General features: G+C 28.3%; 10 protein-coding genes and 1 pseudogene. 8 read left to right on the top strand and 3 right to left on the bottom strand.

What is annotated here, in order from left to right:
* Positions 1 to 8: 8 nt before the first annotated feature.
* The 5 genes from ARA19_RS12795 (at position 9) to recJ (ending at position 8,362) form a co-directional block, all read left to right on the top strand.
* Positions 9 to 2,930, top strand: coding sequence for a DNA topoisomerase IV subunit A (locus ARA19_RS12795; protein WP_055071358.1), 2,922 nt, complete (start codon positions 9 to 11; stop codon positions 2,928 to 2,930).
* Positions 2,931 to 3,045: 115 nt separating this feature from the next.
* Positions 3,046 to 3,615 carry a DJ-1 family glyoxalase III gene (locus ARA19_RS12790; RefSeq protein ID WP_055071357.1) on the top strand — a complete coding sequence of 190 codons (570 nt, stop codon included), beginning with the start codon at positions 3,046 to 3,048 and terminating at the stop codon, positions 3,613 to 3,615.
* A 409-nt stretch (positions 3,616 to 4,024) separates the two neighbouring features.
* Entirely contained in the window at positions 4,025 to 5,209 is a 1,185-nt protein-coding gene (locus ARA19_RS12785; protein ID WP_055071356.1) for an SAM-dependent methyltransferase, read from the top strand.
* Between the two features lie 129 nt (positions 5,210 to 5,338).
* The gene (locus ARA19_RS12780) at positions 5,339 to 6,547 is read left to right on the top strand and encodes a M16 family metallopeptidase (protein WP_055071355.1); all 1,209 of its coding nucleotides are present in this window, start codon (positions 5,339 to 5,341) and stop codon (positions 6,545 to 6,547) included.
* A 15-nt stretch (positions 6,548 to 6,562) separates the two neighbouring features.
* Positions 6,563 to 8,362, top strand: a complete 1,800-nt coding sequence (recJ, locus tag ARA19_RS12775) for a single-stranded-DNA-specific exonuclease RecJ (protein ID WP_055071354.1) — start codon at positions 6,563 to 6,565, stop codon at positions 8,360 to 8,362.
* 118 nt (positions 8,363 to 8,480) lie between these two features.
* On the opposite strand, the pseudogene ARA19_RS12770 reads toward recJ, so the two are convergent.
* A pseudogene (locus ARA19_RS12770) lies at positions 8,481 to 8,651 on the bottom strand (alpha/beta-type small acid-soluble spore protein); the annotation flags it as partial.
* Positions 8,652 to 8,980: 329 nt separating this feature from the next.
* Here ARA19_RS12770 and ARA19_RS12765 point away from each other — a divergent pair.
* The 3 genes from ARA19_RS12765 to ARA19_RS12755 all read left to right on the top strand — a co-directional run bounded on the left by ARA19_RS12765 (position 8,981) and on the right by ARA19_RS12755 (position 14,670).
* Positions 8,981 to 10,048, top strand: a complete 1,068-nt coding sequence (locus ARA19_RS12765) for an undecaprenyldiphospho-muramoylpentapeptide beta-N-acetylglucosaminyltransferase (RefSeq protein ID WP_055071353.1) — start codon at positions 8,981 to 8,983, stop codon at positions 10,046 to 10,048.
* Between the two features lie 285 nt (positions 10,049 to 10,333).
* Positions 10,334 to 13,870: a pyruvate:ferredoxin (flavodoxin) oxidoreductase gene (gene nifJ / locus ARA19_RS12760; protein ID WP_055071352.1), complete on the top strand. Its 3,537-nt coding sequence runs from the start codon at positions 10,334 to 10,336 to the stop codon at positions 13,868 to 13,870.
* 422 nt (positions 13,871 to 14,292) lie between these two features.
* Positions 14,293 to 14,670: a DUF1292 domain-containing protein gene (locus ARA19_RS12755; RefSeq protein WP_055071351.1), complete on the top strand. Its 378-nt coding sequence runs from the start codon at positions 14,293 to 14,295 to the stop codon at positions 14,668 to 14,670.
* A 328-nt stretch (positions 14,671 to 14,998) separates the two neighbouring features.
* Here ARA19_RS12755 and ARA19_RS12750 read toward each other — a convergent pair whose 3' ends face one another.
* Together ARA19_RS12750 and ARA19_RS12745 are read right to left on the bottom strand one after the other, a co-directional pair.
* Entirely contained in the window at positions 14,999 to 16,258 is a 1,260-nt protein-coding gene (locus ARA19_RS12750) for an ABC transporter permease (RefSeq protein WP_055071350.1), read from the bottom strand.
* Positions 16,259 to 16,263: 5 nt separating this feature from the next.
* Positions 16,264 to 17,310, bottom strand: a complete 1,047-nt coding sequence (locus ARA19_RS12745) for an ABC transporter permease family protein (protein WP_055071349.1) — start codon at positions 17,308 to 17,310, stop codon at positions 16,264 to 16,266.
* Between the last annotated feature and the right edge of the window lie 608 nt (positions 17,311 to 17,918).

The raw sequence follows: 17,918 nt of genomic DNA, 5'->3' as shown, positions 1-17,918 counted from the left end.
GGGATTAAATGGCAAAGAAGAAGGTTGAAATACCTAAGGATAATAATATTATTAGAATGCCACTTGAAGAAGTTATGCCTGATAACTATCTTCCTTATGCAGTTGAAGTCGCAAAAGATAGAGCACTTCCAGATGTAAGAGATGGTTTAAAGCCTGTTCATAGAAGAATTCTTTACGGAGCTTATATGTTAAAGGCTTTTCCAGACAAACCTTATTATAAGTCAGCTAGAATAGTTGGGGATATACTTGGTAAGTATCATCCGCATGGAGATAGTTCAGTTTATGATGCTATGGTAATTTTAGCTCAAAACTTTAGTACAAGAGCTCCATTAATTGATGGGCACGGAAACTGGGGATCAATTGATGGAGATGGAGCAGCTGCTATGAGATATACTGAAGCTAGACTTTCAAGTATATCTATGGAGATGCTTAGAGATATAGATAAAAATGTTGTGGATATGGTTCCAAACTATTCTGATTCAGAAATGGAACCTAAGGTATTACCAGCTAGATATCCAAACCTTTTAGTTAATGGTACTTTTGGTATTGCTGTAGGATTAGCTACTAATATACCACCACATAACTTAAGAGAAGTTATTGATGGAACCTTAGCTTATATAGATAATAAGGAAATTACAACTGAAGAATTAATGAATTATGTTAAAGGACCAGACCTTCCTACAGGTGGTGTTTTAATAGGTAAAAAATCCTTAAGAAGTGCTTATGAAACAGGAGAAGGAAAGGTTACTTTAAGAGCTAAAGCTTCCATAGAAAAACTTGAAAATGGGAGATTAGGAATAGTTATAACAGAGTTCCCTTATAGAAAAAATAAGGCTAAAATTCTTCAAGGAATTTCTGAAATGACAGCTGATAAGAAGCATTCAAAAGCTTTAGAACCAATAAGTGATATTAGAGATGAATCTGATAGAACAGGTATAAGAGCAGTTATTGAGTTTAAGAAAAATGTTGATGAAGATGTAGCAGATAAAGTTTTGAAATATTTATTTAAGAAAACAGACCTTCAAGGAAATATAAGTTTTAATATGGTTGCCTTAGCAGATGGAAAACCAGAAACGATGGGATTAAAAACAATTATAACTCATTATGTTAACCATCAAAAAGAGGTTATAACAAGAAGAACTCAAAGAGAACTTGAGATAGCTGAAAAAAGATTCCACATTGTAGAAGGATTTATTAAAGCTATTGATATCTTAGATGAAATTATTAAAACTATTAGGGAATCAAAGTCTAAAAAAGATGCTCATGGAAATTTAGTATCTAATTATGGATTTACTGACCCACAAGCCGAAGCTATTTTAGAATTAATGCTTTATAGACTTACAGGTCTTGAAATAAATGTATTTAAAAAGGAATATAAGGAACTCGAAAAGAAAATAAAAGAGTTAAGAAAAATATTATCTGATGAGAAAGTTTTATTAGAAGTTATTAAAAAAGAGCTTAAAGAAGTTTCAGATACCTATGGTGATGAAAGAAGAACTATGATGGTTGAAGATGAAAGTGAAGCTAAAATAGATTTAGATGAACTTATAGTAGTAGAAGATGTTATGGTAACAGTGTCTAATGAAGGATTCATTAAGAGATTACCATTAAAGACTTATAATCGTTCAAATGCTGATGAAAAAGATATAGACTACAGAGAAGGTGATTATCTTAAACATCTAGTTAAGTCTAATACTAAGGAATTATTATTATTATTTACTAATAAGGGTAATATGTATAAATATAAGACCTATGATATTCCAGAAGGAAAATGGAAGGATAAAGGAGAAAAGCTAGAAGAGTTAATAAAAGCACTTGATTTAAATGAAGAAGCAATAATTGATGTTAAATCTGTAGATAGTTTTACTCCATCAAAGAGTTTTAAATTTATTACAGCTAATGGATTAATAAAGAAAACAACTTTAGATAAGTTTGTAACTAATTATACTAAATTAATGTCATTAAAACTTAAGGGTGATGATGAATTAGTTAAAGTGTTCTATGAAGATAGTAATAAAGAAAAAGGATTCTTTAAAGTTAAAACAAGAAATAATTTAGAATTTACTGTACAAGAACCTGAATTAGAACTTGTAGATAGAAATATATTAGGAACAGATTTATGCTTATTAAGTAAAGAAAATAAAATAGAGGATATTGAAGAAGTAGAAAGTTATGAATTTACTGAGTTTATTTTAGGTGTAAACAAAAAAGGTCATATAAAGATATATGATGGTCCATCTCAAGATAGTTATGAAAAGGTGAGTACAAATTCACTTGAACATATTCTTTTATTTACTAATAAAGGTAATGTTTATAAGTTCCAAAGTAATATGGTTCAAAATAAAAAGCAATTAAAGCTTCAAGATATTGTTGATAACTATAGTGATGAGGAAGTTGTAGTTAGAGTAGTTTCTTTAAGCGATGATTCATATAATAGAGAAAAAGTTTATGTTTATACTTATACTAAGAATGGATTGATTAGAAAGTCTGTTCTTAAGGAATTTGAAGGGAAGTTCAATAATTTAATAGCATATAAGTTTAAAGGCAATGGAGATGAAGTTGTTGCTGTAGATTTAAGTGAAGGTGATAATTCACAAATTATAATAGTAAGTAAAAATGCCATGACTATTAAGTTCCAATCAGAGAGCATTAATCCTATGGGAAGAATCTCTTCAGGTGTAACAGCTATAAGCTTGAAGGATGAAGATGAAGTTATTTTTGGAAAATGTATAACTATTGAAAATATAGTTAATAGAGATGGAGAAATAGAAGAGTATTCTAACTATAAAAAACTAATATTAACTTCTAGAAATAAAGAGAAAAAAGAAGTTGATGTAAAAGAAATAAAATTACAAAATAGAGCTGGAAGAGGAAATTCTATGATGATGGTTCTTATGGATGATTTCATAAAAACAGTAACTATTAAATAATTTTTATTAGTTTTTTATTATGATTTCAGAGGAATGATTTAGTTCATTCTTCTGATTTTTTTTTGTAGTTTTGATATAATTAGTTCAACAAGATTTTAATTAAGGAGTGATTTTTATGAAGAAAGTTTTATTAATGTTAGCTGATGGATGTGAGACTTTAGAAGCATTATCAGTTAAAGATGTATGTGCTAGAGCAGGGATTCACTGTACTTTATGTGGTGTCACAGGAAAAAGTATAACTACAGCTCATGGAATAAAAGTTGAAGCAGATATTGAAATTAATAATGTTGATTTTAGTGATTATGACGCTTTAATAATACCAGGAGGATTACCAGGAGCTTACAACTTAAGAGATAATAATATTGTTATTACTAATGTTAAGAAATTTTATGAGGAAGATAAGTTAATAGGAGCTATTTGTGCAGGACCTATAGTTTTTCACAAGGCAGGAATATTAAAAGGAAAAATAGCAACATCTAATCCAGGATTTAAAGATAAAATAGGAGAAGTTAACTATAAAGAAGACCCTGTTGTGGTTGATGGAAATATTATAACAAGTAGGGGGCCAGCCACTGCTATAGAATTTGCGTTAACTATAATAAGAGAGTTAGGATATGAAAAGGAATATGAAGAACTTAAAGAAGCAATGCTAGTTAATTATTATATAGATAAATGTAAAAAATAAAAAAATTATTATGTATATTTGTAATTAAAATGGCAAAAATAATCTTAAAAGAAAAAATAATTATCATAATTAATGTAATCTAAAGAAATATATTCTATAATTTTTCTAAAGAAATTTTGTTTAATTATAAAAATAAGGCTGAGAAATAGATTATTTATAAGAATTGAAATTAAAATTATAAATATTTCACTTCTTTATGGTAATACTGCTTTATTTAGGACATATTGACAAGGAAAAGTGAGTAAAATAGACATATTTTGATTAATATAGCATTAAGTTTATTTAATTAAACAATATAAGAAAATACAAGGATTAAATTTATTGTATAAAAAGATGTATAATAATTGTATTAATAAAGTATTAAAAATACATTACTAAATTATGATAAAGTAAATGAAGAGGTGTACTAATGGCAATAGATAAAATCTTAGTAAAGAAATTTGCTAAAAATGTAAGCGATCAACCATTCACATTAAAATTTGGAGATGGTGAAGAATTAGTTATAGGAGAAGGGGAACCAAAATTTTCAATTATAATAAATAAGTTTCCTTCAGCTAAAGATTTGTTAGATGATGCAAGTTTAGCATTAGGAGAAGCTTTCATGAATAAAGACATCGATTTTGAAGGTGATTATCAAGAAATCGTTGAAAGTATGATGAGAAGAAAAGGAAGCTTCCTAGGTGAAAATAAATTAATGAAAGCTTTAGGAAAATTCAAAGGTAAGAATAAAAAAGAAAATAAAGAAGGCATAGCAAAACACTATGACATAGGAAATGATTTTTACTCACTATGGTTAGATCCTACAATGAGTTATTCATGTGCATACTTCAAGAATGAAAATGATTCACTTTATGATGCTCAAATGAATAAAATATACCACACATTAACAAAATTAAACCTTAAAGAAGGTGAAACCCTATTAGATATCGGATGTGGTTGGGGTTACTTAGTAATCGAAGCTGCTAAAAAATATGGAGTTAAAGCTGTAGGTATTACTTTAAGTGAAGAGCAATTCAAAAAAGGTAACGAAAGAATTAAAGAAGCTGGTTTAGAAGGCCAAGTTGAAATAAAATTAATGGACTACATGGATTTAGAAAAGAGTGGTTTACAATTTGATAAAATAGTAAGTATAGGAATGGCTGAACACGTAGGAAGTGCAAATTTACCAGTATACTTCAATAACATAGATGCTGTGTTAAAACCAGGTGGATTATTCTTACTACACAATATAACAAACATTAAAGAGTTAGTAGGAAATAAGTGGATAACAACTTATATATTCCCAGGCGGATATGTTCCAACACTTAGAGAAGAAATATACTTAGCTGGAGAACATGGATTCTCAACAGTAGATGTTGAAAGTTTAAGACGTCACTACATGAAAACTTTAATGCACTGGGCAGCAAACTTTGAAGAGCATTTAGATGAAGAGAAAAAGATGTTTGATGAAAGATTCTTAAGAATGTGGAAGCTTTACTTAACATCATGTGCTGCTGCTTTCCATTATAGTGGATTAGATATACACCAAATATTATTCTCAAAAGGAGTAAACAACGATATTCCTTGGACTAGAGAATACATGACAGATCACTAAGATTAATAAAACTAGTTTTACAATTTATTATTGTAAAACTAGTTTTTTACTTTAAAAAAATAATTTTAAATAAAGTAAAAGAATGATAGTATAACAAAGTAGGACTTTAAAAATAAGGAGGGTTATTAGTTGATAAGAGAAGTTTTTGAAAATGGAGTTACATTTTTATATGAATATAGAAATATAAGTCACAGTTCTTTTTGCATAGGTTTAGAGGCTGGAGCTAATGCAGAAGATGAAAAAAATATAGGGGTAGCACATGCCTTAGAACACTTTTTATTTAAAGGGACAGAAAATTATGGTGAAGAAGAAATAAATAAAAAGTTGGATGGATTATTTGGATTTTCAAATGCTATGACTAATTTTCCTTATGTAATTTACTATGGAACAACATTTAATGATGATTTTGAAGATGCTTTTAATTTATATAGTGATATTATATTAAAACCAAGCTTTACAGAAGAAGGATTTAAAGAGGAAATATCAGTTATAAAACAGGAACTTTCTGATTGGAAAGGGGACTTAGAGCAATTTTGTGAAGATAAGTTGTTATATAATTCACTTTTTGGTGAAAGAATAGGAAAAAGGATTATAGGGACAGAAGATGATATTGAAGAAATTACCTTAGAGAAAATGAAGGAATTTCATAATGATTTTTATGTTAGTGAGAATTTAGTTGTTTCAGTTGTTACTTCCTTAGATTATGATTATGTAAAACAATTAGTTTTAGAGAATTTTGGAGTGCTTTCTAAAAAGGCTATTAAGCTAAAAGAAGAAAGAAAGAGAGTTTTTAAATCTGGTTATTATGAGGATAATAGAGGACTATATAAAGGAGCTAAAATACAAATAATTTTTGATATAAGTGAATTAACTTTAGAAGAGGTTAAAGGATTAAGAATCTTAAATATGTATTTAGGAGAAGGTGTAAGTTCATTATTTTATGATGAAATAAGAACAAAGAGAGGCTTAGCTTACGAAGTAGCAAGTGAAGTTAAATGGGAGAAAGGAATAAGATTGTTTAGCATAGCTATGAGTACAACTAAGGATTCGGTAAATGAAGCTATTTCAGCAGTTGAAAACATACTAGAAAATATTAAGGAACTTAAGCTATCTAAAGAAGAAATAAAGAATTTAGTAAAAAGATATAAGATGAAAAGTTCTTTAGAAATAGAGAGAAGTATAGTATTAGCAAACAGAATGGCAATAAATGAAATCTTAAATGGTAATGGAGAAATACCTATTGAAGATGCTGAAAAAGATTTTAAGCTAAGTAGTAAAAAAGTAAATGAGATTATTAAAAAGGTATTTAAAAATAAGGCTATTGAAGTTTTAAAGTAGGAATATGGAGGAATAATGAATAAAGAAAATTGGTTTTTAAGAAGAGAAGGAACGGACAAGGAAGCAGTAGAAGAGCTTAGTAGAGGTCTTTCTGTAGATCCATTCATAAGTAAACTGTTATTAAATAGGGGCATAAATAATGTAGAAGAGGGAAGACAGTTTCTTTTTGGTGATGTTAATGATTTATTAGATCCCTATGAAATGAAGGATATGAGAAAAGCAGTAGAAAAAATGAAGGAAGCCATTATTTCTGAAAGGAACATAATGATTTATGGAGATTATGATTGTGATGGTGTCATAAGTACAGTGATTTTAAATAAAGGATTAAAGAGAGTAGGAGCAAAGGTTAGATATCACATACCACATAGGGAAGCTGAAGGTTATGGAATGAATTCTAAAAGAGTTGAAATATTAAAGTCAGAGGGTACTGAACTTATAATAACTTGTGATAATGGTATTGCAGCTTTTGAAGAAATAGATTTAGCTAATGAATTAGGGATGGAAGTTATATTAACTGATCATCATGATATTCAATTAGTTGATGATGAAAATGGAAATAAAATACCTAAGGTTCCAAATGCCTATGCTGTTATAAATCCAAAACAAGAAGATTGTAATTATAGTTTTAAGTCACTTTGTGGAGCTGGTATAGCATTAAAGTTTATAATTGCTTTATATAAAGAATTTGGAGTGAGCTATGAGGAAGCAGTGAAATTAATGGAGTTTTGTGCTATTGCTACAGTTTGTGATGTAGTTGATTTAAAAGAAGAAAATAGGATTATTGTTAAAAAGGGCTTAGAATTACTAAACAATAGTAGGAACTTTGGAATAAATGCTTTAAAAAAACAGTGTAATATAACTGATGATGTGTCAGCTTATCATTTAGGTTTTGTAATAGGACCTTGTATAAATGCTACAGGAAGATTGGAGACAGCAAATCTATCTGTAGAATTATTAATGGCTAATGATGCAATTGAAGCTGAGAGATTGGCTAAAGAGCTTTATGAATTAAATGAAAGAAGAAAAGAACTTACCCAAGAAAATGTTGAGGAAGTTTTAGAGCAGGTAAGAAAAGAAGGTTTATATAATGATAAGGTAATTGTTGTTTATAATCCGAATATACATGAAAGTATAGCAGGGATAGTTGCAGGGAGAATTAAAGAATATTACAATTTACCAACTATAGTATTGACTAAGGGAAAGGATATGCCAAAGGGATCAGCAAGATCTATAGAAGGTTATGATATGTTTAAAGAACTTAGTAAGTGTAAGAATATATTAAGTAAATTTGGAGGACATCCAATGGCAGCTGGATTATCTTTAGAGGAAGATAATATAGTGAAATTAAGGGAGCTCTTAAATGAATTTTGTGAGTTAAAGGAAGAGGATTTTGTTCCTAAGGTAAGAATAGATGTGGCACAGCCAGTTAATACTTTAAGCGAAGGCTTAATAAATAATATATCTATTTTAGAGCCTTTTGGAAAAGGAAATGCTACACCACTTTTAGCTGTTAAGTCTTTAAATGTATGCAATATTTATGAGATGGGGAAAGAAAGAAATCATTTAAAACTTATATGTAAAATTCCTAATAGTTTTAAAAAGATAAATGCTATAGGATTTAATATGATGGAGAAATTTAGAGAAGAATATATAGAAATTTTTGGAGAACATAGTTTAGAAAATGCCTTAGCAACGGGATATTGTAATTTTAATATAGATTTAATATATAAACCAAGTATAAATGAATTTAGAGGAGAAAAAAACATACAACTAGAAATCAAACATTTTAGATTTAAAGAAAATAAGGAATGTTAAAAACATTCCTTATCTTAAGCTACTTAATTATTAAAAATTATTTATTGTAGTTTTTTGTTGATTGATTGTTGTAGTTATGAGGGTTTACGCTGTTTTCCATAGTGTTTCCAGCATGTTTTTGTTCATATGATTCTACCATTCTTTTAACCATTTCTCCACCAACGCTTCCGCATTCTTTTGAAGATAGGTTTCCGTTGTAATCAGAGAATTGTACTCCCATTTCGTTAGCAACTTCATTTTTGAATTTTGCTAAAGATTCTTTTGCTTCTGGAACTAATTTTTGTGCCATTTTAAAATCCTCCTTTAATTTAAGTTTACACTAGTATATTGTCACTAAAGAGGAATAAATATTATATGGAATGAAAGGGATTAAAGGAAAAATATACTTTTCAAGTTTTGGTTTGGGAATTTTAATAAAATTTAAGTGAAGTTAAAAGTCTATGTGGATTAAGTCTCAGTTTATGATAAAATAAGAAATTAGAGAAAAAAATTTATTTGATCATTAGTATCTGTCAAACTTCAATATTATATAAGATAATAAGATAAATAGATACAGATCAGTAAAAAAATAGAATTACCTAGTTAAGATATAAAAAATATTTAGGAGTTGAGTTGATTTTGAGTAAGTATAAGATAATTATGACTGGTGGAGGATCTGCAGGACATGTTACTCCAAATTTAGCCTTAGTGCCAAAGCTAGAAAGTTTAGGCTTTGAAATAAAATATATAGGAAGTAAAAAAGGAATAGAAAATGATATCATAAAAAAGGCTAATATTCCTTTTTATAGTATAAGCTCAGGAAAACTTAGACGTTATTTTGATTTTAAAAACTTTTCAGATCCTTTTAAGGTTATTAAAGGAGTTGGAGATGCTTTTAGAATTTTATCAAAGGAAAAGCCAGATATAGTATTTTCTAAAGGAGGATTTGTAACTGTACCTGTTGTAATAGCTGCATCTATGAAAAAGATACCTGTTGTTGCACATGAATCTGATTTTACACCAGGATTAGCTAATAAAATAGCAGGAAGATTCTGTGATAAACTTTGCGTTACATTTCCAGAAAGTTTGAAATATATAGAAGGAAATAAGGGGATTTTAACAGGAACTCCCATAAGAGAAGAGTTATTTAATGGAAGAGCAGAAATAGGTAAAAGGTTCTGCAATTTTAAATATGATAAGGAAACTATACTTATAATCGGTGGAAGTCTAGGGGCTAAGGTTATAAATGATACTGTCAGAATGGATATAGAAAGACTACTTAAGGAATATAATATTATTCATCTATGTGGAAAAAATAATTTAGATGATAAGTTAAAAAATAAAGAAGGATATATTCAACTAGAATACGTATCAGAGGAATTACCAGATTTAATGGCTTATGCTGATTTAGTTATATCAAGAGCAGGAGCAAATGCAATATTTGAATTATTAGCATTAAAAAAACCACATATTTTAATTCCCTTATCAGCAAAAGCTTCAAGAGGAGACCAGGTTTTAAATGCTAAGTCATTTAAGAAATCAGGTTATTCAGTTGTTATAGAAGAAGAAGAATTAACAACTGATAAATTATATGAAGAGCTTAAAGAATTGGATTTAAATAAAAGATTATATATTGATAATATGAAGAAGAGTAATTTAGGCAACGGAATAGAAAATATAATAAAGGTTATTTTAGATAATATGTAGAAATATTCTGTAAATTTTATAATCGAGAAAGCATATGTAAATAAAGAAAAAAACATAGATTTTATGAAAAATACTAGGTTTTTAGAGGAATATCAAGAAATTTAAAACTTGATTATATTGGATAATAAGTTATATATTAAACTAGGAATGAATTTTAAATAAATTGTTACTATAAACAATATATTTATTTACATTCTAAGAAATAACTAAGCTATTAAATACTTATATTAAGTATATTAATAATAAAGTGTTGTTTAAAATTTTTTAGAAAGAGGGGTCACTAAAATGGCAAATAGAAAAATGAAAACTATGGATGGTAACACAGCTGCTGCTCACATTTCTTATGCATTCACTGATGTTGCTGCTATATTCCCAATTACACCTTCATCACCAATGGCTGAGTACGTTGATGAATGGAGTGCAAAAGGTAGATTAAATGTATTTGGTCAACCAGTAAAGGTTGTTGAAATGCAATCAGAAGGTGGAGCTGCTGGTGCAGTACACGGATCATTACAAGCAGGAGCTTTAACTACAACTTATACAGCTTCTCAAGGGTTACTATTAATGTTACCAAACATGTACAAAATAGCAGGGGAATTACTTCCATGTGTATTCCATGTTTCAGCTAGAGCTTTAGCTACTTCAGCTTTAAGTATATTTGGAGATCACCAAGATGTTATGGCTGCAAGACAAACTGGATTCGCAATGCTTGCAGAAGGATCAGTACAAGAAGTAATGGACTTATCTGCTGTTGCTCATTTAACATCAATTAAGTCAAGAGTACCATTTGTTAACTTCTTTGATGGATTCAGAACTTCTCATGAAATTCAAAAAATAGAAGTTTTAGAATATGATGAGTTAAAAGGATTATTAGATATGGATGCTGTTAAAGCTTTCAGAGATAGAGCTTTAAATCCAAATAACCCTGTAACTAGAGGTACAGCACAAAATCCAGATATCTACTTCCAAGAAAGAGAATCTGTAAACAAATTCTATAACGCTGTTCCTGAAATAGTTGAAGGATACATGAAAGAAATAACAAAGTTAACTGGTAGAGAATACAACTGTTTCGATTACTATGGTGCTAAAGATGCAGATAGAGTAATCGTAGCTATGGGATCAGTAACTGAAGCAATCGAAGAAACTATCGATTACTTAATGAGTAAAGGTGAAAAAGTTGGTTTAGTTAAAGTAAGATTATTCAGACCTTTCTCAAATGAAAGATTAAGAAAAGCTATACCAAGCACAGTTAAAAAAATAGCTGTTTTAGATAGAACTAAAGAACCAGGTTCAAACGGAGAACCATTATACTTAGACGTTAAGAGTGCATTCTACGGAGTAGAAAATGCTCCAGTAATAGTTGGTGGAAGATATGGATTAGGTTCAAAAGACACACTTCCAGAACACTTAGTTGCTGTATATGCAAACTTAGCTAAAGAAGAACCAAAAGATGGATTCACTATAGCAATAGTTGATGACATGACAAACACTTCATTAGAAGTTCCAGCAGAAGTTAAGAACTTAAATGTTACTCCAGCAGGAACAAAAGCATGTAAATTCTGGGGTATGGGATCAGATGGAACAGTTGGTGCTAATAAGAGTGCTATCAAAATCATCGGTGATCACACTGACATGTATGCTCAAGGTTACTTCTCATATGACTCAAGAAAATCAGGTGGTATAACAGTATCACACTTAAGATTTGGTAAAGAACCAATAAAATCAACTTATTTAATAAATAATGCTGATTTCGTTGCTTGTCATAACCAATCATACGTTAAAAAATACAACGTATTAGAAGGATTAAAGAAAGATGGAGTATTCTTATTAAACACAGTTAGAACTCCAGAAGAAGTTGTTAAAAACTTACCAGCAAGCTATAAGAGATATTTAGCTGAAAATAACATCAAATTCTATACTTTAAATGCTGTTAAAATAGCACAAGAAATAGGATTAGGTGGAAGAATCAACATGATAATGCAAGCTGCTTTCTTCAAATTAGCTAACATTATCCCAGTAGAAGATGCTGTTAAATACCTTAAAGATGCTGTTGTAACTTCATACGGTAAAAAAGGTGAAAAAGTTGTTAACATGAACCATGCTGCAATAGATAAAGGAATAGAAGCTTTAGTTGAAATTCCAGTTCCAGCAGATTGGAAAAATGCTGTTGATGAAGAAGCTCCAGCAGAATTAAAAGGAAAAACTGAATTCATTAAGAATATAGTTGATCCAATAAACAGATTAGAAGGAGATTCTCTTCCAGTTTCAGCATTCAATGGAATGGAAGATGGTACTTTCGAAGCTGGTACAGCTGCATTCGAAAAGAGAGGTGCTGCTATCAACGTACCAGAATGGATTTCAGAAAACTGTATCCAATGTAACCAATGTGCTTATGTATGTCCACATGCTACAATAAGACCATTCTTATTAAGTGATGAAGAAAAAGGAAATGCACCAGAAGGAACTAAGACTATAGTAGCTAAAGGATTAAAAACTGAAGAGCCAATGAACTTCACAATAAGCATAAGTCCATTAGACTGTACTGGTTGTGGAAACTGTGCTCAAGTTTGTCCAGCTAAGGATAAAGCTTTAGTTATGAAGCCATTTGCTTCTCAACAAGATCAAGTTGAACCATGGGATTACTGTGTAAATGAAGTTTCAGTTAAGAAAAACCCTATGAACAACAAAACTGTTAAAGGTAGCCAATTCGAAAAACCATTATTAGAGTTCTCAGGAGCTTGTGCTGGTTGTGGAGAAACTGCTTACCCAAGATTAGTAACTCAATTATTTGGAGATAGAATGATGATAGCTAACGCTACTGGATGTTCATCAATCTGGGGTGGATCAGCTCCTTCAACTCCATATACTAAGAATGCTAAAGGTCAAGGACCAGCTTGGGCTAACTCATTATTCGAAGATAATGCTGAGTTTGGTTTAGGTATGCACTTAGGTGTTAAAGCTGTAAGAGAAAGCTTAGCTTCAGTAGCTGAAAAAGCTATAGAAGCTGGTGTAAGCGCTGAATCAAAAGCTGCTTTAGAAAATTGGATTGAAAATATAAATAATGGTGAAGGTACTAGAGATAGAGCTGACGCTGTAATAGCTGCATTATCAAAAGAATCAGGAAATGAATTCGTAGCTGAAATCTTAGAAAAGAAAGATTACTTAGCTAAGAGATCACAATGGATCTTCGGTGGAGACGGATGGGCTTACGACATCGGATACGGCGGAGTTGACCATGTTCTAGCTTCAGGAGAAGATATAAATATATTCGTATTTGATACAGAAATATACTCAAATACTGGAGGACAAAGTTCAAAATCTACACCTACAGCTGCAATAGCTAAATTTGCTGCTTCAGGTAAGAGAACTAAGAAAAAAGATTTAGGTATGATGGCTATGAGCTATGGATACGTATATGTTGCTCAAGTTTCACTTGGAGCTGATAAGAACCAAGTTCTTAAAGCTATAACTGAAGCAGAAGCATATCCAGGTCCATCATTAATAATCGGATACGCTCCATGTATCAGCCACGGTATCAAAGCTGGTATGATGAACTCATTAGAAGAATCTAAGAACGCTGTAGAATGTGGATACTGGGCATTATACAGATTCAACCCTGCTCTTAAAGAAGCTGGAAAGAATCCATTTAGCTTAGATTCAAAAGAGCCAACTAAAGACTTCAGAGAATTCTTAATGGGAGAAGTTAGATATGCTGCTCTTGCTAAGTCATTCCCAGAAGCTGCAGAAGCTTTATTTGAGAAAACAGAAAGAGATGCTAAAGAAAGATTAGAAGGATACAAAAGACTTGCTAATCAACAATAATTTAGCATAACGGAAATTTTAGATTGAAGCATTGAGAAAAAGAGACCATTTATGGTCTCTTTTTTATTAAGATTTTTAGCTTATAATCAGCGTTTGTAAACTTTTATTTTTTTATATAAATCTAAGCTTTATCCTATTTGAATATTCAATACTAGCTATAAGATAAATTTAATTAAAAATTAATTTTTAATTAAGTTATGAATAATTAAAGTAAGTTTGTTAATAATATAGAAGAGTATTATAGCTAGATAAATTAATTTTGAATGTATAATAATATAAAAAATAATGTTTTTTATTATTAAAAGTATGGTAAAATAGTAATAGGATAAACAAAATAATAAATTTTGCTAAAATATCTTTCATTCCTTTAAGAATGATAGTACAATTATAGCAATACAATTTCCACAAGGGAGGAAAGAAATATGTCAGAAAAAGAATTACATGAACATGAATGCTGTGGAGGAAAAGGCCATCACGAGCACGGAAGTGAAGGATGTTGCGGTGGAAAAGGTCACGGTAACGGAGAAGGATGTGGATGTGGACATGACCACGGACATGGAGAAGAAGAATTCCAACATTTAGTTGTTGATTTAGAAAAAGAAGATGGAACTATAGTAACTTGTGATATAGTTGATAGTTTTGAGTATAAAGAAAATGAATATATTTTAGTTGAAGATCCAGATGGAGAAGTTTTCTTATTTAAAGCTGTTGGTGATGAAGAAGAAGGAGAACTTATAGTTCCAGATGAAGATGAATTTGAAGAAGTAAAAAAATACTATGAAGAAGAATTAGCTGAATAGTTTTAAAAGAGAGTATCTTATAATAGAATTTAATTCTACTATAAGGATACTCTTCTTTTTCTTTAATAGTATACTTACAAGTTTGTATAATATATTAAGGATTTAAAAGTATAAATTTATGATTCAAAAAAATTAATTATCTAATACTTTATGTTTATTCTGAATATCTGAAATAATAATGCCATCTTCTAAGGAAATTATCCTATGACACTTTTGAGCTATACTTCCTTTTTTATTTCAATATTGATATGATTTAATGCTGTAAACTTAGTTGATTTATCTTTATTATATACTTTGCGTATATTATTTAATTTAATCATTATTTCTCCTATCTTTCTTTTAATAATTCTATTAGCTTTAAAGTTTTTAAATAGTGTATAGGTAAAATCGATATTGTTATTACGATTAAAGTTATGCAAGCTAGATTTAATAATAATATGGGAATATATGGTATCTTTCCTATGGAAAGAATTATAGAAATTATACTTGCTAAAGTACAAATTGTAAGGAGTTCCTTTACAAATTCTTCAATTATATTATTTATAGTAGTACCGTTAATTAACTTTATAGCAAATTCCTTTTTTCTCTCTTTAATAACTCCAAGTAGTATACATATTGTTCCTATTATAGATAATATGCATAATATTATGCCTAAAAATAACGAAGATTTATAATCCCTAGTTAAATTTAAAGCAACATTATTAAGCATTCCCATATCTGATATCTCAACCTTAAATCCTAGTTTATTAAAATTCTCATTTAAATAATCTTTTATATATTTTATTGATGTATTATCATTTATTTCTAATATAACACCACAATCTCCTATGGCAGCCCCATAAGATAATGAAATGAAATTATCAACTGTTGGAATTACAGTGAAGGCATTACCTAATAATACACTGCTTGCAAAAGCATTTCCGTATGCAGTTGTTGCTGGTATGGCATATTCTTCCATTATACCAACAACTTCAAAGATTATATTATCTATATCATTTGTGGTTGAGTAATTTGTTGTTTCTATCTTATCACCTATTTTAAAAAGTCCTTTAAAGTCACTGCCTAATAAAATTGGTATTACATCATTTTTATAGTCTTTTTTTGTATCTTCTATAGTTAAAGTTCTTCCCTCTGAAACCTTTATATTGTTTTTATTTAAAAAACTATCATTTACCACTATTTTAGATAATGCTTCCATCCTTTTTTCTTCTGATAGATTTTTATATTTTTCTGGGAGCTTCTCTAGATTTATTGCTTTTATTGGCATAATACTTGGATAGTAAATAAAATCATTTTTTATTAGATTATTTCTTTTTAAATTAGAAAATATATCATAATTTTCATTGGCAACTATAAAAGACTCAAAGTAATCAAAATTTTCATCTACATCATCAAAACTATTTATAGGAATTAACCTAACTAAATATGATTTATTTATATTAAATAATGATTCTATTCCATTTTTCTTTTTTTTATTTGATAGCAATAGATTACTACTATTATTTATTATAGATAATGATAATGATAACTGTAATAATATTATTATTACTAAGTACCCCATTTTTTTTATTCTTTTCAAAGTATACATTGCATCTAATTCCTCCTAGTAATTAATACAGGTTCAATTTTTATTATATAAACTAAAAAAGGTATTATTGATATAATGGAGAAAGTTATTATAAAAATAAATGACATTAATAAATTAAAAAAATTCATTGATATTTTCATATTTCCTAAGTATCCATTACTAATAAAATTAAGTGCTAAATGAGATATTATAGCTATAAAAAAAGACTTTATAGCTATTTTATTAAAATAAAGAAAAAACTCTTTGATAATGTTAAAATTAGATGCTCCAACAACCTTTTTTATAATTATTTCTTTTTCTATATTTTTTACTAAGAAATAAGAAATTCCAATAGTATTTAAAAATGAGATTAAAAATATTAATATTAGTGAAAAAATAAGGCCTTTCCATTCAGTTGATGTATCATATGAAAAATAATCATTTATTTTAAGTGTAGTATTACTATTTAATAAAGAGTTTTGTATTATTTTTATACAATTTTGTATTTCTTTTTCATCTCCAGACAAAACTATATTTATATCTTTTTCACTTAAGGATTTATTTTTTATATATTGGTTAAAAAGATGATTATTAATAATCATCTTGCCTTCATTGGAATAAATTTTTCCAAACTCATCTAAGTGGATGTTTTTTATTATTCCATTTTCTAATTTTATATCTAAAGTTTTATTTCCATTAAAGGTATTACTAAATATTACCCAATTGGTATTTTCTCTAAAGTGTTTTAATGAAATTAATTCTGTACTTTCTATATATTGATTATAAAACATATCATTAATATTTAAATATGTTTCTACAATCATATCATCTTCTCTATATTTTTGTAATTTAATAGTTATATTTCTATCCTTTAATATTTCATATAAATCATTTAAATAGATATTGGATTTATCTGGAAAAGTAATTTGTTTATTATATTTAGGATTATTGATTTTATATTTTTTTATCTCTTCAGTAATTGATGAAACACTTATTGAGAATAGTAAAGTGATTATTGAACAAGAAATAATAAAAAAATAATTTGATAATTTTGAATTTAGCTTTTTATTCATGCTACACCTCCTAATTAATCATTCCATTAAAATACAGTTATATATAATATTTTACATTATTTTAAATAATAATACTAATTTAGAAATATTATGTTATTTTAATAAAAAACGGAAGTTGTAATTTGAGGAGGTTATTTTATGAAAAAATCATTTAAAACTATAGCTATATCTGCTTTATTTGCAATCATGTCATTACCTATGTCAACAACAGCTAAAGAAGCTAAAGTTCTATAAAATATTCGATAAAATGGAGGTATAAGTTAAATCATTGAGTAACAAATAATTCATTAGGAAAAATAATTTCTGGAGATTCACAATGTTATCAATATCATGATTATATAAAGGCTATTAGTTCAAAAGCTGGCAATACTACAAGAAGAACTCATAGATACAAAGATAGTTTTTTTTATAACTAATAGTTTAAATTTAAATATTTTTACTTTCGTTTTAAAATTATAGAGTATATAAGGATAAGTAAAAAAGAAATATAGATTTTAAAAAAAAGAAATTAGTAAATAGTTAAATATAAGTAAAAAATATACTTAAACTATGGAGAAAGAATATCCAATTTGGTATTATTTTAGTATATAATTAGTTAAAATGTTATT

The organism is Clostridium massiliamazoniense (assembly GCF_001403635.1).
In the GTDB taxonomy this organism is placed as follows: Bacteria; Bacillota; Clostridia; order Clostridiales; family Clostridiaceae; genus Sarcina; species Sarcina massiliamazoniense.
This window is presented reverse-complemented; position numbering and strand designations above follow the sequence as displayed.